At 50.3% G+C, this 19,794-nt stretch carries 23 protein-coding genes; 15 read left to right on the plus strand and 8 right to left on the minus strand.

Annotated features, from left to right (window positions below; all coding sequences use genetic code 11):
• Positions 1–3: 3 nt before the first annotated feature.
• Both PRZ02_RS06690 and amrB read right to left on the minus strand, forming a co-directional pair.
• Positions 4–387: a YraN family protein gene (locus PRZ02_RS06690; RefSeq protein WP_449465058.1), complete on the minus strand. Its 384-nt coding sequence runs from the start codon at positions 385–387 to the stop codon at positions 4–6.
• A 12-nt stretch (positions 388–399) separates the two neighbouring features.
• The gene (gene amrB, locus PRZ02_RS06695) at positions 400–1,308 is read right to left on the minus strand and encodes an AmmeMemoRadiSam system protein B (protein WP_449465059.1); all 909 of its coding nucleotides are present in this window, start codon (positions 1,306–1,308) and stop codon (positions 400–402) included.
• A gap of 52 nt (positions 1,309–1,360) precedes the next feature.
• Here amrB and PRZ02_RS06700 point away from each other — a divergent pair, with 52 nt between their 5' ends.
• From PRZ02_RS06700 to PRZ02_RS06715, 4 genes are read left to right on the plus strand one after another with little or no spacing between them, the layout of a single operon-like run.
• Entirely contained in the window at positions 1,361–1,597 is a 237-nt protein-coding gene (locus PRZ02_RS06700) for a hypothetical protein (protein WP_449465060.1), read from the plus strand.
• A gap of 7 nt (positions 1,598–1,604) precedes the next feature.
• Positions 1,605–1,934 (plus strand): transposase, encoded by a 330-nt coding sequence (locus PRZ02_RS06705; RefSeq protein WP_449465081.1) that lies wholly within the window; start codon positions 1,605–1,607, stop codon positions 1,932–1,934.
• A 30-nt stretch (positions 1,935–1,964) separates the two neighbouring features.
• Positions 1,965–2,168 carry a hypothetical protein gene (locus PRZ02_RS06710; RefSeq protein WP_449465061.1) on the plus strand — a complete coding sequence of 68 codons (204 nt, stop codon included), beginning with the start codon at positions 1,965–1,967 and terminating at the stop codon, positions 2,166–2,168.
• Positions 2,169–2,180: 12 nt separating this feature from the next.
• The gene (locus PRZ02_RS06715) at positions 2,181–2,846 is read left to right on the plus strand and encodes a phosphatase PAP2 family protein (RefSeq protein WP_449465062.1); all 666 of its coding nucleotides are present in this window, start codon (positions 2,181–2,183) and stop codon (positions 2,844–2,846) included.
• Here PRZ02_RS06715 and PRZ02_RS06720 read toward each other — a convergent pair.
• The 3 genes from PRZ02_RS06720 to PRZ02_RS06730 form a co-directional block, all read right to left on the minus strand.
• Complete coding sequence (locus PRZ02_RS06720) at positions 2,819–3,844, minus strand: NAD-dependent epimerase/dehydratase family protein (protein WP_449465063.1); 1,026 nt, start codon at positions 3,842–3,844, stop codon at positions 2,819–2,821. The genes PRZ02_RS06715 and PRZ02_RS06720 overlap by 28 nt on opposite strands.
• Positions 3,845–3,862: 18 nt before the next feature.
• Entirely contained in the window at positions 3,863–4,942 is a 1,080-nt protein-coding gene (locus PRZ02_RS06725; RefSeq protein ID WP_449465064.1) for a glycosyltransferase family 4 protein, read from the minus strand.
• Positions 4,943–5,196: 254 nt separating this feature from the next.
• Complete coding sequence (locus tag PRZ02_RS06730) at positions 5,197–5,670, minus strand: universal stress protein (protein ID WP_449465065.1); 474 nt, start codon at positions 5,668–5,670, stop codon at positions 5,197–5,199.
• Between the two features lie 109 nt (positions 5,671–5,779).
• On the opposite strand from PRZ02_RS06730, the gene PRZ02_RS06735 reads away from it, so the two are divergent.
• Together PRZ02_RS06735 and PRZ02_RS06740 are read left to right on the plus strand one after the other, a co-directional pair.
• Positions 5,780–6,994 (plus strand): hypothetical protein, encoded by a 1,215-nt coding sequence (locus PRZ02_RS06735; protein ID WP_449465066.1) that lies wholly within the window; start codon positions 5,780–5,782, stop codon positions 6,992–6,994.
• An 11-nt stretch (positions 6,995–7,005) separates the two neighbouring features.
• A complete protein-coding gene (locus PRZ02_RS06740; protein ID WP_449465067.1) occupies positions 7,006–7,353 on the plus strand; it encodes a hypothetical protein in 348 nt (115 codons plus the stop codon).
• On the opposite strand, the gene PRZ02_RS06745 is transcribed toward PRZ02_RS06740, so the two are convergent.
• On the minus strand, positions 7,350–8,831 hold the full coding sequence (locus PRZ02_RS06745) for a glycoside hydrolase family 57 protein (protein ID WP_449465068.1): 1,482 nt from the start codon (positions 8,829–8,831) through the stop codon (positions 7,350–7,352). The genes PRZ02_RS06740 and PRZ02_RS06745 overlap by 4 nt on opposite strands.
• A 115-nt stretch (positions 8,832–8,946) precedes the next feature.
• Here PRZ02_RS06745 and PRZ02_RS06750 point away from each other — a divergent pair, with 115 nt between their 5' ends.
• The 5 genes from PRZ02_RS06750 (at position 8,947) to PRZ02_RS06770 (ending at position 13,868) form a co-directional block, all read left to right on the plus strand.
• Positions 8,947–9,234 (plus strand): hypothetical protein, encoded by a 288-nt coding sequence (locus PRZ02_RS06750; RefSeq protein ID WP_449465069.1) that lies wholly within the window; start codon positions 8,947–8,949, stop codon positions 9,232–9,234.
• Positions 9,235–9,237: 3 nt separating this feature from the next.
• Positions 9,238–9,720 (plus strand): hypothetical protein, encoded by a 483-nt coding sequence (locus PRZ02_RS06755; protein ID WP_449465070.1) that lies wholly within the window; start codon positions 9,238–9,240, stop codon positions 9,718–9,720.
• Between the two features lie 1,443 nt (positions 9,721–11,163).
• On the plus strand, positions 11,164–12,360 hold the full coding sequence (gene lysA / locus PRZ02_RS06760; protein ID WP_449465071.1) for a diaminopimelate decarboxylase: 1,197 nt from the start codon (positions 11,164–11,166) through the stop codon (positions 12,358–12,360).
• A 12-nt stretch (positions 12,361–12,372) separates the two neighbouring features.
• On the plus strand, positions 12,373–13,575 hold the full coding sequence (locus tag PRZ02_RS06765) for an ArsA family ATPase (RefSeq protein ID WP_449465072.1): 1,203 nt from the start codon (positions 12,373–12,375) through the stop codon (positions 13,573–13,575).
• Entirely contained in the window at positions 13,575–13,868 is a 294-nt protein-coding gene (locus PRZ02_RS06770; protein ID WP_449465073.1) for a hypothetical protein, read from the plus strand. The genes PRZ02_RS06765 and PRZ02_RS06770 overlap by 1 nt, the downstream gene beginning before the upstream one ends.
• A gap of 226 nt (positions 13,869–14,094) precedes the next feature.
• On the opposite strand, the gene PRZ02_RS06775 is transcribed toward PRZ02_RS06770, so the two are convergent.
• Positions 14,095–15,237: a tryptophan--tRNA ligase gene (locus tag PRZ02_RS06775; RefSeq protein ID WP_449465074.1), complete on the minus strand. Its 1,143-nt coding sequence runs from the start codon at positions 15,235–15,237 to the stop codon at positions 14,095–14,097.
• 84 nt (positions 15,238–15,321) lie between these two features.
• Here PRZ02_RS06775 and PRZ02_RS06780 point away from each other — a divergent pair, with 84 nt between their 5' ends.
• Positions 15,322–16,620 carry a TrpB-like pyridoxal phosphate-dependent enzyme gene (locus tag PRZ02_RS06780; protein ID WP_449465075.1) on the plus strand — a complete coding sequence of 433 codons (1,299 nt, stop codon included), beginning with the start codon at positions 15,322–15,324 and terminating at the stop codon, positions 16,618–16,620.
• Here PRZ02_RS06780 and PRZ02_RS06785 read toward each other — a convergent pair.
• The gene (locus tag PRZ02_RS06785; protein WP_449465076.1) at positions 16,547–17,008 is read right to left on the minus strand and encodes a hypothetical protein; all 462 of its coding nucleotides are present in this window, start codon (positions 17,006–17,008) and stop codon (positions 16,547–16,549) included. The two genes, PRZ02_RS06780 and PRZ02_RS06785, sit on opposite strands and share 74 nt — an antisense overlap.
• Positions 17,009–17,169: 161 nt before the next feature.
• Here PRZ02_RS06785 and PRZ02_RS06790 point away from each other — a divergent pair, with 161 nt between their 5' ends.
• The 3 genes from PRZ02_RS06790 to PRZ02_RS06800 all read left to right on the plus strand — a co-directional run bounded on the left by PRZ02_RS06790 (position 17,170) and on the right by PRZ02_RS06800 (position 19,630).
• Positions 17,170–17,751, plus strand: coding sequence for an alpha/beta fold hydrolase (locus PRZ02_RS06790; RefSeq protein ID WP_449465077.1), 582 nt, complete (start codon positions 17,170–17,172; stop codon positions 17,749–17,751).
• A gap of 723 nt (positions 17,752–18,474) precedes the next feature.
• Positions 18,475–18,867 carry an ArsR/SmtB family transcription factor gene (locus PRZ02_RS06795; RefSeq protein WP_449465078.1) on the plus strand — a complete coding sequence of 131 codons (393 nt, stop codon included), beginning with the start codon at positions 18,475–18,477 and terminating at the stop codon, positions 18,865–18,867.
• Positions 18,857–19,630, plus strand: a complete 774-nt coding sequence (locus tag PRZ02_RS06800) for an alpha/beta fold hydrolase (RefSeq protein WP_449465079.1) — start codon at positions 18,857–18,859, stop codon at positions 19,628–19,630. Before PRZ02_RS06795 ends, PRZ02_RS06800 begins: the two co-directional genes overlap by 11 nt.
• Positions 19,631–19,794: the final 164 nt, after the last annotated feature.

The following is a 19,794-nucleotide window of genomic DNA, read 5'->3' on the forward strand; positions in this document are numbered from 1 at the left end:
GGCTTAAGGTGACCAGCCATCCCTGTCATCATCTGAAACCTTTATACCATCGCCTGAGGCGGGTTTAAAGACCCATTTTCCCCTGACCCTGAGCGCGACGATCGCGTGTCTGTTGTATAGCGTGAAAGCGTCCAGAAAGCGCGAGAGCTTATCTATTTGCTCCTTGCTGACGCGAGCAACCGCTTTCCCATCCTCTCTTGTCCTGTACTTGACTTCGAATGCCACTAGATCAGAATCCTTTACAGCGACCACGTCGGGAAGCGTCTCAGAGGAGCTAGCAGAAGTCGGTATGCGCCACGCCGTCCATCCTCTTTGCCTCAGATAATAGACTAGTTCTCTTTCCGCTCTGTATCCCTTGGCCCTATTCCTGGAGGGCGAGCTCGTCAAGATAGATCATTCTCATGATTTTGGAAAATCTATCGCCGCGTAGCCGACCATGGCATCTACCTTTTCTTCGCCTCCAGCTATATCATAACTTGTGGCGTACTTCAGGAGCCTTCCCTCCTTGACCCCTAGCCTCCTAAGTGCTATCAGCAAAGCTGCCACGGGACCAGAACCACACATGGTGTACCCATTGCTGGCGACGGTTTCGAGGAGCTCATCCGCCTTCATGGAGACGATGAGTTCTATCAGCTTGTTGTCAACTTCATAAACCCACTTCTTAGCGGTCTTTGCGTTTAGACCAACAGGAGTATATCCGTAGTTAAGGCCATAGTGCGTAAAATCTGTGGTTGCGAAGAGTATTACGTCCTTGCCGCTCATCTTTACGCTTCCGGCTATGGCCTCTCCGAGTTCCTTCACCACTTGAGGCGTGTAGGTACCCATGGATATGGGCACCAGCTTGAACTTATCGCCAAGGACGCTTTGCAAAAACGGTATCTGAACCTCTATGGAGTGCTCTCCATCTTGAGCTAAGGGATTCGTGTCAACTGGGGTTGACATCCTGTCGATTATGGAATTGCTGAGGGCGGCATCAACATCTATTATCCCAAATGGCGTCTCCCACTTTCCCTCTTTCATGATGTACGTCCCAGGATAGCCCATGTGATTGGGGCCCATTATTATCACGGAATCGGGTGCCCCCTGAGACGACAGCTCGGCGTAAGCATGCGCTGCTATGGGACCTGAGTATGAATAGCCCGCGTGAGGCACTACGAACCCCAATATCTTGATTTCGTCCTTCCCCTTAACGGGCGTCAAGGGAAAACCCGGACCAAATTTCGACGTAGCTGCTGCGTTGATGGCACGCCTAAGCTCCGGCCCGCTCATTGGATAAAAGCCGGAAGCAGAAGGTCTTCTGACGTACATAAATCTATCCCTGGGCTAGGCTTTTAACTTTGTGCACTGTAATCTCTCGAACATGGATCCAGTGCAACTAGTTGAAAGAGACGTGAACGGCGATGGGAAGTTGACCCTTAGGCTGCTCATGTCGAATCAGCCACATGACGTTGAGGTTTATAATGTTGAAGGAAACATGCTTGACGTCACAATTGATGAGGCATATAGGATGAGGTTCTGGTTCCCTTTTATACTGAGCGATAAGAAGTTGAGGTGCCTTGTCAACAATAGGGCAGTAATAATAAACCTCTACAGCTAGCAGGAAACTGCAGAAGCTCATAGAATACAAGGCAGAGGATGCACGTAAGATTGTGATATACATAGATCCGAAGCATACATCGCAGAAATGCTCTATGTGTGGGTACATAGACAAGAACAACAGGCATGGCTCAGCATTTAAATGCAGGAACTGTGGCTTCGAGCTCAATGCGGACTTGAACGCCTCAAGGAACATCGAGGTACTCGGTAAATCCGAGTACTTCAGGCTGCTGTCGGCCAATCGTTGCGGTTCGATGAAACCCCACTTACGGGTGGGGCAGGAGACCAGCAACAAGCTCCGAAGCTTTGGCGAGGAGTGGCTGACTTCGTGCAACTAAACTTAAAAACACGGTCGGTAGTAGCGTAGGTTGAGCAAACCTTTGAGCTTAAGCTACTCTCAGTGGGCTGAGATCGCGCTTTCAGCGATCCTGGTGCTGCTTGTTATCCTGCTCAGATACGCGTGGAGGATAGGAAGCTTGCCTCTTGTTCCTTCGATAGTCTTTTTGACTTTGATCGTGGTTCTAGGCGTTCCCTTGGGTTGGAAGGGCCCAAGTCATAAAGCGAAGCAGTAAGCAGTGGTTAAGTTGCAGCGCAGCTCCGCGAGGGCCTGGGGATACTTTTTTCTTGTCGCATTCACGGCGATCTTTGCGCTGGTGGCAAGTGGTGTCCTGCAGCCCCTTGACGTAAAGGCTTTTATCCTCGTAAACGAGCGCTGGAACGTGCCCGCGCTTAACGCGTTTTTTATCTATGCATCGCGCTACGGTAGATCTTATTTCTGGATCCCCGTGGTTTTCTTCGCATGGGTGTTAGGAGGGGACAAGTACAAGCGCGGAGCGCTCATGATGGCCATCGCTTTCTTGATCATAATTGCGGTGGGCCTGACGCTTAAAGCTGTTTACTTTAGGCCCAGGCCCTTTCTTGTTATTTCAACCGCTAGGGTCCTTATGGCAAGGCCATCTGACTCCTCATTTCCATCTGGACACTCTTTAATCGTGTTTGGAGGAGCAACGATAGCCCTGCTCTTCTTTAAGCGCAGGTATTCAGTTCCCCTCTTAGGTGAAGCTATTTTAGTCAGCTATTCAAGGGTTTACGTGGGGCTTCACTATCCAAGTGACGTCGTAGCTGGTGCCCTCTTGGGATCGTCTATAGCTCTTCTGGTATACGGGTTTGGAAATAATGTGAGCTGGTTCGAAGACCTTTATCGCGTTGTTAGTTCGGTTTACTATGGACTGCTTTCGTTTTTTAGCTGACCGCTTTCCCTCATCCAGTTCTCGGTGGCAGCGACCCCCTCCTCGATGGTCATGCGAGGCTGCCAGCCAAGCATTGTCCTCATGAGATCAATTCTCGCTGCAGAGTGCCTTATGTCTCCTTGTCTGTACCCGCCCACAACAACGTCGACGCCGTGTCTGTCGGCTATGAGTCTTGCGAGCTGGAGTACCGTCGTCCTGATCCCAGTTCCAACGTTAATCGTTGCGCTTTCCTCGAGTTCAAGGGCACGAGCGTTGATCTCTCCCACGTCATCCACGTAGATGTAATCCCTAGTTTGCAATCCATCCTCAAAGACCTGCAGATGCTTTTCGCGGATGGCTTGGGTTATGAATTTCGTAATCACGCCGGAGTAGGGAGAATCGGGCCTTTGCCCGGGACCGTAAACATTGAAGTACCTTAGCACGATAGCTTTGTAACCCAGGCGTGGAGCCATCGCGGTTATAAGCCATTCTTGCACTTGTTTTGTCAACGCATAGGGTGACAGCGGCCTTAGTTCATCTTCCTCGGCTTGGGGCAACGGTTTTACTTCTCTGCCGCAGTAGGGGCACCGTGGTTCCCACGACCCTCTGTCCAGTTGATCCTGAGTTCTTGGAAGCGGGTATACCTTTCCGTGAATATCGCACGCGTACGCTCCCTCTCCGTAAACGGCCGCGGATGAGGACAGAACCACTTTCTTTGGCCTCTTGTTGGCGTTTTTTATGGCCTCGATGAGAGAAGCCGCACCGCAGGCGTTCACGTTCATGTACTCGGCTAATGCGTCAAACGAACGCGGGACGCTTATGAGTGATGCCAAGAAGATCACGGCATCAGAGCCATCTACGGACTTTTCAAGGCGCTTTTCGTCAAGAATATCCCCTTGAACGTAATCCGCCTGAAAGGAAGGCGGAACCAGATCGTAAACGCATAGGTCGTTATTGCTTATGAACTTTGCCGTGTGCTGTCCTATGAAACCCGATCCCCCTATCATTATTACCCTCATTCATATCACCGTGTTTCTTCAGTAAACGGAACTATGAATGCGGCCGAGAAGCCTATAAGTGTGCCGAATCGACCCGCTCTCGATCTTCCGCGATTGTGATCGCTTTTGGCTGTACAGCATCTCGTAAAGGGTCACGTACCTCTTAACGACCGCGTTCCAGCTGTAATTTTCGCGGGCATACTTCATGGAAGGTGATGTATCATGTCCCTCTAGTAGGGCTTCTCTTAACGCTGCCTCAAGCGATGTAACGCCGTAGTCGGCAAGATAACCCCTCCCCTCGGATAGAAGTTCCACATTCCCTCCTACATTGGTCGCCACACACGTCAATCCAAGCATCATGGCCTCAATAAGCGATGTGCTTAATCCCTCGCTCCTGGATGGAAGCAGGAAAACCCTCGACCTATTCATCAACTTCAATGTGGCTGAATGATCGAGCGCCCCGTAAAGTCTCACGTTCGAAGGGCTTTCGTTGGCCAACTTCGAGAAAAGAGGGCCGTCACCGATGATCGAAAATTGCACGTCAGTGATCTTCTTTGCGAGCTCGGGGATAAGGTCTACTCCCTTTTCGCGCGATAACCTTCCCGCATAGATTACGCCCATGCGTTGGTCGGGGCTAAGTGGTTTGGGAAGTTGCTCGGTATCAACCGCGTTCGGTATGTATTGAATATCTGGCCTATAGCGCTTTGCGCTGTCAGCTACTACCGTAGAAACGGCGGTCACCGAGTCAGCCCACGATAAGGCCTTTTTTTCGAGGGCGGCTGCGGCGGCGCCAACAAGCGATCCCCTCAGCATGGCCTCTTGCTCTGCAAAAAACCCGTGTAGAGTTAACACCTTCCTGCCGCGCGTTGTCTTGAAAATGAGGGCTTGCGGCACGTTGTGCGCGTGAATCACATCGTAGTGCCTTCCAGCGTGCGCCAGCGCAGAAAGAAGCGCAAATGTGGGGGTCTTTAGACCGGGCACGTTTAGATGTGGCGAGTTATCTGCGGTGGCAACGTCAACCGTGAACCCACTTCTTGTAAGGTACTTATAAAGGCCAGCTACGTGTTGCCCAGTACCGCTTACTCCCCCGAACCGCGTAGCAACTAAGAGCACCCGCATGAGGTGATCCAGGCGCTGGCATTTAACCTCTTTGGGAGAACTGCGAAAGTCTCATCCGCTCCAAGGAGCGGGATAAAGCCGTTAACCTCGCAAAAAGAACCTAGCAGGAAGCTACCTAAGGAATCGTGTTCGTAAAACGCGGGCGAACGTCCTCAAATTAGCCACAGCTATGTTTCGATAGGGCCGAAAACCGCGTGCAATGAGACGCGCATGGATCGAGGACCTCGTAAAAAGCGATCCATGATGGCTCTGAACTACCGTCGCCTGACCACTAAAACAGAGCACGGTGCTTCCTCAACCACTTTGGACGACACGCTACCAAGAAGGAGCTTGCTAAGTCCTCCAAGGCCATGGCTTCCGATGATTATGAGGTCTGCCTTCTCTTCCTTAGCCGAGTCGATAATAGACTTCACGGGCTTTCCTCTGAGTATCTTCATCTCTGTTTTGATGCCGGCCGACGTAAGTATCTCATGCGCCTTTGTGACTATGAGTTCCGCCCTTTCGATCCCTTCATCGTGCGATCCCTTAGGAATAATTCCCGTGGGCAGAGATGAGTCGTACATGCTCAGCCTTTCTAGATAAGTCTGAGGAAGTTGCATGACACCGGGTTCGATAACCGTCACCACGACTGCAACTCCCTTACGAGGGTCCGTGATCTTTGCCGCTATCTCAAGGGCCTTAAGCGAGTACTCAGACCCGTCGATGGGAATGAGGACTTTCCTAAACATCTCCTATAATCCAGTCGGGATTTTATAAAACTGCCGAATCAGCCCTCTTCGGTTACTTATTTTATGGCCGTAGAGATAAATATAAATGCCGAAAGGTGGCTAGTGTAGTTTGGCCACGTTTACATACGATTGGGAGTCCACGACTCCCTCCCCTTTAAAGTTCCATGTGATGGGCGCAGAAGCTTTCAAAAAACAGTTTGGATCGATAACTGAGTCATTCGATAAGGGAATAAATCCTATCACGAAGGCTCCCGTTAAGAAGAGGCTGGCCAGAGTTTTCAAGTGGAGAATTGAGCTTCTAAGTGACGATGAAGGCATGATATCCATATGGTCCGCAAACTGGGAGGGGTCAAAAGGAAAGCCTGATGGGCAAATTTACAGCTTGCGCGTGCCTGGGGAAAGCTGCCCAGAAGGATTGCCCTCTGATGGTACCGGATACTTTAGCCCAGATCTCATGAAGTACGTTGTGATAAACCCAAAGAGTTACGACGAGCTCAAGAGCGTGGGCGTTAGGCTGATAACAAGCGAGCTCAGCGAAAGATCGGGAAAGTACGTGTCCGTGAACGGGTCGTGTGCTGAAGTACTGGGGAGGGGAGTATGCATAATGGCGTCTAAGGGACTTGGCAAAAGCACGCATGTTTATGGGCTTGCGGGTTGGACGGAAGACGGTACCACGAAGTTCCACTCAGACGGATGGCTTTTTGCTGACGTGAAAAACAAAGTTGCGTTCTCTCCGGAAAAAAAGCACTACTTCAAGGGGATGCCTTCGCTGTCTCTAACCTTGCGTAGGATTTTATCGCGCTCTAGGAAACGGGACGGCGAGAGCAGCCTGGTCAAGACCGTAGTTGTCATGGACGGCTTTCTCGCTGACCCAAGGGAGTTTATGGGAAAGGACAAGTTCACGAAGAAGTGCAAGCTCAACACGTTCATAATCCTTAAGAGGGACATGGATGACCAATGGTTGATCAGGCCTTTATCGGCAAAGGATGCCGTAGACCTCCTTGAGGCCGGGGTGCTTTCGTCCTCTGGAGATCCTTACTTTAACCCCTTTGTGATAAGGACTCTTCAAAGGGATCAAAAAAGGAGGCAGATGTACGAGCAGCTTTTGTCTGGAAGTTCCATATACTTGGTGAACGCGCGGGCGCAACCTTGGATAACGCAGACGTTGATAAGAGGACTAGCATTAGAGGAATGGAGCTGGGCGAAGCTTGTAAATGGGCAGGTCTACGCGCTAAGAGGCGAAAAGTACGAGGCTCTATTTAAGGTGGGAGGAGAGGGAAGCAAGATAAAGAAACCAGCCAGGGCCAGTCCTGGCATAGCCTGAGGCTCAACCAAGTGGCGTGTCCGTATTACAAGAATGGAATGTGCACTGCCGTGAAAAGCGCTTCCATGGCAAAAGCGGTGGTAATGCCTTACAGATGCAAGGGAGACTACGAAAAGTGCGAAATATACAGGAAAGCCGAGTCAAGACGGCGCTTGCCGCGGAAGGCAGGTGATGAGGGAAAGGTAAAGGGCTTGATGGCGTACTTGGAGATGGGCGTTTCCGATGATCCTCCTTCCCGGTGCCAATACTACGATGCTGGTTTTTGCAGGCTTTACAACAAGTTCATACCGGATGCGAAGAGGCAGTTCTGCACCGGCCCCGAGAGCTGCCCACTGAAAGAGAAGGACGAGCCGAGCTAAGGCTTCAAAATGGCCTTAAGCGCCGACCTCAGCTCCTCCCTTGGATAAAGCGATTTAGGGTCTATGCTTTCCAGCTTGGCAGCCGCCTCCGATAGGCCCAGCTCATCCCTCATCCATCTTGACAAGTCGCCGTTCTTCATGTGCTCTCTAAGAGATTGCTCAGGTACTTTGTCCAATACGCTGATCATTCCCTCAAGAGTGTAAGCCATTTGGCCAACCGGGTTTCCGCCTAGGGTGAAAACAAAGGGATGATCTGCCACCCTTAGCGTTTGCCTTATCTTCTGCTCAAGGTCCCACAGCGCCGAAAGCCCTGTCACGGCAGCGTCATAAGGGGAAGGATAGGGACTGAAGTAGTTATGGACTTCGCCTGGCCCCCCTCCGTAGGTGTACATGTAATAAGGTATATCGCTTTCTTGAAAGTACCTCCAGACCTCTCCTTCCGGGCCATTGTAGCCTTTCAGCTCGCGCCCAATCTTCTGAAGGCTTCTGAAATAGGCCCACTGCATGGCGTTCCCAAGCCAGCAGCTGGTGTCTCTTTCTATGTCAGCCCATGAAGTGGTCGAGTTGGGGGGAACGGTTATCTCGTCCACAGGGTCTTCCTCCTTTACGACTTCGGACGGAGTGGCAAACCTCAGGTTCTCGTGCTTAAGCACCTCATACGGCAGCGACCTAAGGAAGTCGTGTATTCCGGTTTCGGGCCACTGGTGCTCGCCAAAAGTTTCATAGTCCATGAAAAGCCCAACATACTGGCCAGAAGTCCTGGAGAGCCAGTCAGCGTACTTATCGGCCGTAAGTGGCCACTCGGTCCACCACCTGGCTGAGAATCTGAAAGCCACGTCATCGCTGAGCCTGTAATTCCTGAAGAGGACTTTTATATTGGGATTTCCCTTCGGTAAGTAGACGTAGTTTGGAGAGCGCCAGCCCAGTATCCTCTCTGCTCCCTCGGCGAATATACCAGAATACCCCAGCGATGAAACGTGATTCGCTATCTGATCATTGTATATCAGCTCGGTGTTCTCAAAAAACCTGGGCTCAAAATTCAGCAATTCCTTCACCTTTTTGCGGTGTTGCTGGATCTGTTCATCAAATTCATCCATGTCATCGTAAAGTGAGGCAAGCGAGTGATAGTAGGTTTCCTCCATTATTTCGACGCGACCAGTTTTCACCAGTTGCCTGAAGCTTTCGAGAAGGTCAGGGTCATATTCCTCACACTGCTCCAGAAAAAGCCCGGATATTCCGAACGCGACCCTTAACCCTCTGGGATCACTTTTCTGGCGGTCTATGAGGTCCAGAAGGATGTCGTTCGTTGGAGTATATGCTTTTTTTGACGCCCTCAAGAAGATCTCCCTGTCGGATTCCCTATCGAAGTAAAAGTCTAACAATGGGGTTTTAGGGTGCGTTCCCATGAGATCGGACCAGAAAAAGTCCCTTTTAATCCTTCTGGGCTGATGCACCTCAAACGCTAGGACTACCTTCATGAATCAGTTTTCACGTCAGGATAAAAACATTTCAGAAGTGCTTAAACGCTCCTAATACCGCTTGGATCGCGTAAACCAGCCTCACCCGCAGCGGTGTTGGGCTGACCCAAGATCCATGCGGCAAGCCACTTCTTCATCATGGACAGGGCTTTTGTTCCCGCAGCGCACCCCTCCTTGGGTACTACTTGTCAACGCGCTTGGGCTAGGATCGAGCGCTGCCAAGGCACCATCGGCTTTCAGAAAGCACCTAGAAATACCCATGTCTTTACTCGTGTGGCCTTTTGTCATATACCCAACGGACGGGATCTCCGGTAACGAAGACGAGAATCCTGTCGAGTTTCAAGTAACCGAGTTCCTAAAACATTTTGATAATAAGCTATTTATAGGCGGTCGCACAAAGTGATTCATGAAGCCGGAGGAGCTGAAAGGCTACGTTATTGCAGAGGCCTCGGTTAGCAAGGCAAAGCTCCTCAGAGATATGGAAAAAAGGGGATACAAAAAAGAAGAAGTAGAAGAAGCGATTTCGCGTCTTTTATCATCGGGAGAACTTTTGGAAAAGCGTTCAGGTAAATCCGTGTCCTATTCTCCTCCATTTCCTGACATCGGTTCGGCCATTCAAAGACTACTTGAGGGGCAGGAAAGGATTGAGAGCGCGCTGGGTATATATGATGGGAGCTTTGAGGCCAGTTTTGACAAATTCTACAGAAAGGTAAGGGACGTGGCCGGTATTGCCACGCTTAGAGACATTAGAAACGCGATGAACATGGAGGCATCGGATTTTTACTCGAGTTTTCAGAAAATATATCACAAGTACAAGCTTTCTCCTGGAGGCGAGGAAGGGCTCATAATCGATGGAAACGTCTGGGGGGTGATCTTGGGATATGCTTGAGGTTAAGATGTCTTCGAACCCCTTTCCTTCTACGCCCATAGCGAGCGAAAGCCACGCGGACAAACTCGGAGGTGAGGCGTGGAAGAGAACCCGGAACGACCTTTTGGGAATGGCTGCTAGGGTGCGCAGGACAGGAGAGTTCGGGGCTGCCGTTATAGTTGGGCCTCCTGGTGCGGGAAAAACCCATATATGCATGAACGTTGAAAGGGAGCTTGCCGATTTCTTCCCGATCTACGTTGACGCGTCTATTTACCCAAACCTGGAAAGCGGCATAACGGGCGCTATGGGCATTACCGCGCGTGAGCTGGGATTTAGAGATTTCGCGGACTACATCTCCTATAGGGTTTACGATTATGCGGTGAAGCAAGAGGGAGACGACGTGCGCAGGAAGCTGAGATACGAGACCAAGGATAGGTTGTTTTACCTTTCATTTAAACGCTACCTGCTATCCCTGAGGAATGGCCGGCGCTACCTCACGAAGGACAATCCCTTTCTGGTTCGGGCATTGGCCAGAAACCTCAGAATCGGGTCTTTTTCTGATTTCATTTCAATTATTCCTACAATAAGTGACGAGGTCGGGCTTCGTTTCCTCTTAATAGTCGACGAGACAGAGGCCTCTTATGAGAGGGAGTTAAAGGTCCTTTACAACGCTCAACCCAGGGGGCTCTTCTTAATAACCACTTTCGTTCCTGATCGCTGGGCGAACATCAAGGACAAGGCCTTGAAGGATAGGTTTTACAATGCCTCCCTATTTAGGCAGTTAGGATACCCCAGAGCTGATGACCTTGAGGACATAATAATGTCCTACGTAGACGGTCGCGCTGGATTTACCCGCGAATGGGTCGAGGAGATAGTAAAGGAATCGAGCTTTACTGACATCAGGGACGCGTTGAGAAAGCTTCATGACTCTTACGAGGCGTGCGAAGGCAATCCTCAATGCATGGAGACGTCGTTATCCGGAATTGCAGGTGATAAGGGAGAGCTTTCAAGGATTATCGAGCGGTACATAAGACTCCAGGTGCTTCCCTTGCTGAAAAGCAAGGGCCTCATAACGTACTTCGCTGATAAGGGAAAAAGGATTCCCTCAATTAATTCCGTGATAGACGTGGTATTTGCTTCAGGAGATGTGCTCTATCTGGCCGACGTTAAGATCACCGAGGAGGATGTGTTCGCTCCTGAACCCGATTCAAATATACTCAGGGCTTCAAAGCTTGCTGCTATAGAGCTCAACGGAAAGGTTTACAGTCAGCTGAGGCCGTTGGTAATTACAAATAGGCCCGGGCAGGAAGGCATCGACTACATAACGCTTACGCCTGATGAAATAAATCAGATAAAAGATGGGTTCAACCCTCCGTCGGTTGAGGAGAAGTTCGCGCGCGCGTTGAAGCGAAGGGCACGTGGTGGACTCCGTTGTACGGACTTAGCGACGAGCAGCTGCTTGAGGTGGCGTCTAAGTATGGGACACCCATATACGTCACTGACCTCTCGGTCGTGGAAAAAAACTATGCGGACATCTATCGGGCGTTCAATGAGTTCTTGCCCACGAGGGTTTTGTACGCCGAAAAAGCTAACTACAATCCTGCGATATTGGCATGCCTTGGTTCGCTGGGAGCGTGGATAGATGCCTCATCACCTTTTGAAATAGGCTTCGCCATGCGCTCTGGTATAGATCCATCAAGGATCTCTTTCACACCCGCTAACGCGGGACCAGAGGAGCTTCGCTATGCGACGGAAACCGGGGTCAACGTCATAGTAGTGGATTCTTCCGAAATGCTCGCGCAACTGAGCGCAATTTCAAGCTATAGGGTAGCGCTCAGGTTGAACCCAGGTATAAGGGCGGGGCACTCCGAGCGCGTTATGACAGGGGAGAGGGGATCGAAGTTCGGTATATACCCCGACGATTTGAGGCATGCCTTGAATTTAGCGCTCGAGAAAACGAGACTCGTGGGGTTGCACTCGCATATAGGCTCCGGCATAAGGGAACCGGAGCCATATCTCAAGCTAATTGATTACCTGCGGAAGGTCGTTCGTGACGAGTCCTTGGGTCTTGAGTTCATCGACATAGGAGGGGGCTTCGATTTCTCTGATATTGACCACTTCCGCGGAGTGGCTCGGTCATTTTCTGAGGCGTTTGGAGATGTCATCCGGGAACTCAGAGTTGAGCCTGGACGCTACCTAGTCAAAAGGAGCTCGGTTCTCCTTACTAAGGTGAATCAAGTAAAGCAAGCCGGGGAGAGGCGCTTCGCACAGGTCGATGCGGGGATGAATGCCCTGATAAGGCCAATGCTTTATGGCGCTTTTCACCCCATGAGAAAGCTCGGCGGCTCAACGGAGGAAATGGATCTTTACGACGTTGTCGGGCCCATATGCGAGAACACTGACGTATTTGGCAGAGATGTGAAGCTTTCCAAGCTCAGAGAAGGGGACGTCATAGCGATCGAGGAGGTGGGTGCCTACGGATATTCCATGTCATCGAACTACAACCTTAGACCAAGACCTGCGGAGCTGGTAGTGAAGGGAAGCCAAGTGTTGCTTTACAAGCCCATGGAGGGCCTTGACGACCTCTTTGCACCTTACGCTTTGGCGGGTTTCAAGCCGGCCCTTGGCCGGCGATTGGATAGGCTAATAGCCTACTCGTAACATCATATCATCTTGAGGATAATAATGTTCATGGGTAAGGGAGGTACAGGAAAAACCTCCAGCGCGCTTGCAACGGGAATACTTTGCGCCGATAAAGGGCACAAGACGCTTGTTATATCGACCGATGCGGGGCACTCGATCCCAGATGCCCTCGGCGCGTCCGTGGGAAGCGAGCCGACCCGCGTGAGCGATAATCTCTATGCAATGGAGCTTGACGCGAGGTCTGAGGTTGAAAAGAACTGGGGAAGCATCAGAGATTACATGAGCGCGTTCTTTGCCACGAAGCTTGACGAAAACTTGGCAGCTGAACTGTCCCAAATGCCCGGAATAGAGGAGCTGCTGGGCGTGCTGAAGATAGAGGAACTGGGAAATCAGTGGGATGTCATGATCCTTGACTCTGCACCTACAGGTCAGGCGCTCAGGTTCCTGGCTGTGCCCGAGGTCATGGGAAGGTTTGGCTTTGAGCTGATCAAGCTTCAGCGCACGGCAACAAAGCTACTTAAGCCCATGCAGTCCATGTTACCGGTTCCCATTCCAGATGAGTCGGTTTACGCCCAGGCGGAAGGTATGATAGAAAAACTGAAGCGTGCCGGCGCCATCATGCGCGATTCCGAGGTGTCCTCCATAAGGCTTGTCACCAATCCAGAGAAGATGGCCGTGATGCAGACGCAGAGGAACTTCACGTTTATGAACCTGTTCGGGTTTAACGTTGACATGGTTGTGCTTAACCGCTTCTTCCCAGAAGGCGTCGGGGATTACTTCAGCAGGTGGAAGCAGATACAGCAGGACTACACAAAGACCGTTGAAAGTTCGTTCTATCCAATACCCGTTCGTAAGGTCAAGTACTTCCAGAATGAGGTAGTTGGTATTGATTCTCTGAGAGAGATGGGGAGAGAGATATACGATGACCAAGACCCATCATCTGTCTTTTACAAGGGAAAGCCTTTTGAGATAAGGAGGGACGAGAACGGTTACGTCCTTAGGCTACAGATACCTTTCATAGCTAAGGGAGACGTCCAGCTATCGCAAGAAGGGGATATGCTCTCCATATCCGTAAAGACCTCCGTGACCGTTTACGACAGGGAAATCGCCCTTCCAAAGATCTTGGAGGGAAGAGAGGCGGTCAGCGCTAAGTTTGACGAGAAAACTTCATCTTTGCTGATAGCCTTTAAGCGAGGAGCCCCGGAAAAGTGTAAAAGCGCGAGTTCAACGTAATGGCGTGGTATGCAATGAGTGGCGACGTGAGCAGAGAAAGGCGCGATGACGATCGCCTCCTCGCGCTTATGAGGCTTATGGGCGACCCCTTTAGGCTTCTGGCACTGATCCCAGTGGCAGCCATAGCTTTGTCCGATGAAGATAACCCTCACGTCAAGGCCGCGAAAAGGGAAATACTGTTGGCAATCAAGGAAGAGCTAGAACGCGAGCTTGGAGAAACGGCTACAAGCGCGCCGAAGCGCAAGAAGATCGAAGTAGAGCGAGAGCCTTTCCTTAGAATAATCCTCGGATAATGAGCTAAGATAGCCGGCCTTTGGCTTTAAGTCGGTGAAGGGTTAAGAGCGAAGGAGCTCCCTTGAAAGCGGTTCTTTCCCTCATGAAAGCGCGATGTTTTCTAACCCGAGAACGCAGGTCCGTTGCCCGATGGGGGTTGCCCACGACAAGGAGCTCGCAGCCCTCGCGGTTCCGACCGCTGAGCAAAGCTCCGTCGGTGCGGGAATGATTCACAGCCAAATGGAATTACTCGTGTATTTTTTTCCACATCTCTTGGGCGAGCGTGCCATCGCGCTTGAAGTCATTTATTAGCTTCTGAGCCTCATCTCTTTTGCCTCTGTGAGCTTCCAGGAACTCGTTCAATTTATCTATTAGGATCTGTTTTAGCTCGCCTGTCAGCATGCGCCCGCTTCTATAATCCTCCTCTATTTTTCTGATCTTGTAGTCATCTTGTTCGAAGTAGTAATAGAGCCACTGAAAAGCCACATCGACGTCGGGGTTTCCTCCGAGTTTTCTCTGGAGTTCAATTGTAGGTTGGCCGCCTGAGAAAGCGTACTTCATTATCTTCCTTTCAACGATTTTTGGCGGATCACTGAGATATATGGCGGACTCGGGATCCGATGAGCTCATCTTTCCCTCGGGGCCGGTAAGAGATGGCAGGAACTTGCTGTGTATTTGCGCTGCCTTGAAGTAACCTAATCCCTCAGCCATATCCCTTTGTAACCTCCAGTATGGGTCTTGATCGATGCCCGCCGGTATGAGGCACCTTTTCCTTTCAAACATGGTTGGGACTATTTGCAGGGCCGGATAGAACGTGATACCTACGTTTGACGAAAGGTCAAGCCCGAAGGTAGCCCTTGCCATGGAAAACGTTATCTTCTTTGCGATCTTAAGCGAAAGAGGGTACATGTTCCTTATGTATTCAGTGTCCTGGAAGATGAAGGTCTTGTCTGGGTTAAAGCCGACCGCGATGATGTCGGTTATGTTGTCCATGGACCACTGTCTGGTCTGATCTAGGTTGTATTCCTGGCTTCTGAGGAATTTCTCGTCATCGGTTATCTCGATGTAAACGTTGACCCCAAACTTGTCTTGCAACCACTTTGTGAAGAGAAAAGGTATAAGGTGGCCTATGTGCATCGCCTGCGATGGTCCCCTGCCCGTGTACATAAAGAACCCCTTTCCTGACCTGTAGTCCTGTAAGATAAGGTCGAGGTCCCTGTGCGAGAAGAACACATCCCTCCTGAGCATGACATGTAAATCGCCAGCTAGATCTTTTATCTGATCCTTGAGATCGGGGGTTATTTTTTGGGTTCCAAATTGCTCTATGAGTTTGTCATAATCAACTTTTCCCGTGACTTCCCATGGGGTTACCTTGAAGGTCTCGTCCATGATGGGCATGTGAGGATCGATTTTAAGCGTTGTGATGTACTAAAATATTCATGAAAGGCTTAAATTTCGCCTATAAGTGATCCTATGGCTACATATGAAAAAATCCGGTATGACTTGCCACAGGACGAGATTCCAAATCAATGGTATAATATAGTTCCCGATCTCAGGGAACCCCTTCCTCCTCCGGTTGACCCATCTTCTGATGGCCATCGCATGAAGGTTTTTTCTGAGGTTTTGCCAAAGCAGGTTGTACAGCACGAGATGGGTTCTGAGAGGTATTACGGGATACCCGATGAGGTTCTGCAGATGTACATGCAGGTAGGAAGGCCAACGCCAATACTCAGGGCAAGGAGGTTTGAGGAATACCTCAAGGCCCCCATTAAGATCTATTTGAAGACGGAGGCATATACGCACACGGGAAGCCACAAGATAAACAGCGCCATAGCCCAAGCTTACTATTCGAGGCTTGACGGAGCCGAGAGGATCACCACCGAGACCGGCGCAGGACAGTGGGGATCGGCAGTTTCGTTGGCTTCTTCTTTGGTAGGTTTGCAGGCGGACGTCTTCATGGTTCGCGTGAGCTATGAGCAAAAGCCCTACAGGAGAACGCTCATGAAGCTTTACGGTGCGAATGTCCACCCCAGCCCAAGCGATCTCACGGAGTTCGGCCGCGCCGTTTTAAAGTCGAATCCCCAACATCCGGGGTCGCTTGGTATAGCCATAAGCGAGGCCGTTGAGTACGCCGAGCAGACAAACGGAAAGTACAACGTGGGAAGCGTTGCCAACGCGGACATAATGTACAAGACCATAGCTGGAATGGAAGCCAAGAAGCAATTGGAACTCATGGGCGACGACGTTGATGCCGTTATTGGAGTGGTAGGAGGCGGCTCCAATTACAGCGGTCTAGCCTTTCCATTTCTTGGGGAAGAGCTTAGAAAGGGCAGCATCAGGAGAAGATACATAGCCGCTGGTTCGCTTGAGGTTCCAAAGATGACCCAGGGGGTTTACAAGTATGATTACGCCGACAGCGGTATGGTGCTTCCGCAGCTCAAGATGTACTCCATAGGAGCTGACTTCGTCCCGCCCCCTGTGTTCGCGGGAGGGCTAAGATACCACGCGGTGGCCCCAACTCTAAGTTTGCTAATGAAAGAGGGGATAGTTGAAAGCAGGGACTACGATCAGCAAACGTCGTTTGCGCTGGCAAAGGAGTTTGCGAGACTCGAGGGTATAGTGCCAGCTCCGGAGACCAGTCACGCCCTACCCATAATCGTGGAGCTTGCCAAGATCGCAAGGCAAAAGAATGAGCCAATCAGCGTGCTTGTGAGCTTCTCCGGGCACGGGCTGTTGGACTTGGGCGGGTATTCAGACGTTCTGGGCCTGTAGCTTCCACTAGAACTTCATCGAACATCTGGGACCTGGTCAGAAGCTTCCCCATTCTGGAGTCCCATATTGCTGCCATCCTTCTTAATGTTTCTGAAAACCTGTCGGAGAGGTAGTATTTTCCTTTTTCCTTTCCAATTAGGCCCACTCCTAAAAGTTGTCTTATGGCAGAGTAATAGGATGCCTGTGAAATGCCCGGATGCCTTTTTAGGAAGTTTTTCCAGTCCGAAACTGGCATCTCACCCTGTCTCGCTATCTCGTTGAGTATCATGCCGGCGACAAGGGAAAGTTCTTCGGGCCTTCTTGGGAAAACGCACTTCAATACGTCTTCCATTGTAGATTCTCCCCAGTCGGACCTTGGCTTAATCGTCATAAGGGCGCTGGTCTTCACGTGGACAGGCACGAGGCTAGGCTTTTTTGGTTTTCACCGAAAAACGACGTTAGCGATGGCAAGGCATTGTGGCGAGTTCTAGCCGTAACAGTTCACCTGTTGCGAAAGTATTTTTGACGCCGTCTTGGCAACATATTTAAGCTTCATGTAATTTAACCTAAATGGATAGCTTTGTTTTAGTTGGTGGCAATAGGATCCACTACATCGAGGAGGGACAGGGAAATAAGGCGTTGCTCCTGTTCCATGGAGCGAACTTTAACGCAAGAACTTGGGTTGAAGTCGGAACCGTTGCTGCAGCGGCATCGAACGGCTTTCGGGTCATATCCGTGGATTTTCCCGGTTATGGGCAGTCTCAGGGAGAGAGGCGCGATCTCTCAAAATTCGTAGGCGATTTCATAAAAGCGCTGGGCTGGGTCAAGGAGCCAGTCTTGCTGGGAGCTTCCATGGGGGCAAGGGCCTTGCTTGAATACGCCTTATCGGTTAGCGGAAAAGGAATCAAAGCACTAATCCTAGTCGGTCCGGTTGGGTTAGCTGAAAACGCCGAAAGACTAGATCTATTATCGGGCTTGAAGGTCCTCGCGATATGGGGCAGCGAGGATAACATATCGCCAACAAGCAACGCCAAATTTCTGCAAAAAATAGGCGCCTCAGTCGAAATAATTGAAAAAGCGCCTCACGCCTGTTACATGAAAGAGCCTCAGAAGTTCAACGAAATAGTCGTGAAGTTCTTGAGGTCGCTTTAGGCGCAAGCTGCCCGTAAAGGCGTAACGGTGGTACTTTCAGCTGTGCTTGTTGCGCTTACGCATGTTGGCAAAAATACTTTCAATTAAATGGCGTCATGAAGAACGAGCGGTTTAGGAATAGTCTCAGCAAACGACATGAAAAGGCATCTAACTCACATGCGGTCGGAGCTTTGTGGGAGATTTTCACAATAATTTCAGCGTTTAGTTGATGTCCATGAGGGGAACCGTGATCTTGAAGAAAAATGGCAAAATGCCCGTATGACGGAACGGAAGTAAAGCATCCGACAAAAACATGGACTATGATCGGAAAGCCCATGGGAGGAAAGAGGGTAAAGCTCACGAACGGTATATTCCACTGTCCGACGTGCAATAAGAACTTCAGGGCTGTAATAAAGAAGGAAATAATTTCAGCTTGATTTTTTATCTGAATTCCTTTGGCTTTGGCGATTTAACCGCGCCACCAAGCTTAACGTCGTGGCGCGCTTCATCGCGAATTCGGACTTAACCTAAAGGCTCGGTTACGTGGGGTACTACTGCGCACCTATTGTAGCCAGGATTTTGATCTCCCGTTTTGAGCTGTGCCTACATGGACCCCTTTAGCGTTTCAGCTGATCCTTGATCGCTAAACCGGAGAATAACGGCATTATAATCTAGGTGCTGTGCCCTCGTTCTGCACATGGAGTAGACGGAAAAGTTTATGAATATAAGCTGATTCATATAAATATGAGTAAGAAACAAACTAGCTGTACAGATATCTGCTTCGCGCTATCTGACGACACGCGCTTAAACATACTTTTTCTTCTGGAAGAAGGGGAAAAAGATGTCTCAACGTTGGTCTCAAGCCTCGGTAAGAACCAATCACTTATCTCGCATCACCTCAAGATCCTAAGGGACGCCAATTTGGTCGTTAACCGCTACAAGGGGAAATCGATAGTTTACTCTCTTGCCGATCCATCGGTGAAGGAATTTTTGGTCGCACTGAGAAAGCTTACCGATTACATAAACCAGATAGGCCTGTGCATCGAGCGCGGCAAGAAGGGTGTCATCGTATCAGATAAGAGGAGCTTAAATCCCGAAGAGTGCAGCCAACTCGGTAAGGAATCCGTTGATAATTAGGCGGACCACTAGGGTTGGAAAAAATACGATTTCGTATGCTGAATGCTGTGAGCACGAAGAGAAGACGTGGCTTTTAATACACGGACTTGCGGGCTCTTCAGCTAACTGGCTTAAGTTCATGGAATTAGTTGAGCGGAGATTGAATGGTGTGCATGTAATTGCGCCCGATTTGCTTGGTCACGGCGCCTCCAGCACGCCTGCAGTTTCATATTCTGCGTCAATGGAAGCAGAAGCCCTGAGCGAATTCATGTCTTCTCTTGGTTACGATAGCTTCTCAGTTATGGGGAACTCGCTAGGGGGGTGGATAGCCATGCTTCTTGCCCTGAAGGGTCATGTGGGCTCGCAGGTGCTCGTTGACTCCGGTGGTATGCCCCTTTCGGTTATCCCTTGTCTAGATCCTAGCGATGAAGATGAGGCACGCGCGCTTCTGGCAAGGATATTCTCGACACCGCAGTGGAGAACACAAGAGATGGCAAGCAAGCTTATGCAGGCCCGCAACAGGGGTATGAAAAACGTCATAAGGTCTTTTCTTTCCTCACAAGAGCGCTTCATGAGTTGGAGCGATATATCAAAGATAAACGTCCCGACCTTGCTTGTTTGGGGCTCCGATGATCGCCTTATTCCAGTGGAGCTTGGGAGACTGCTCTCATCAAGGATAAAGAGATCCAAGATGATCATATTGAACGGCTTGGGCCATGAGCCAATGCTCGAGGATCCTGAGGCGTTCTTTCTCGCCGTTAGTGAATGGATTAGGTATTGGTGATGGGTATGCTATGAATTTTTGCATGGTCTTTTTTGCTGGATGAGTTATCCAGCCCTAACGGAAGAAGGTTCCCGGTTTATATGCGGAATGCGGGGTAAGTGCTGCGCTGCAGCGTGCCGCTCGCGGAGGCGCGGTCATTCCCAGGGCGCTTCGCCCGCGTTCCA

It is taken from the genome of Tardisphaera saccharovorans (assembly GCF_046635845.1).
In the GTDB taxonomy this organism is placed as follows: domain Archaea; phylum Thermoproteota; class Thermoprotei_A; order Marsarchaeales; family UBA168; genus UBA168.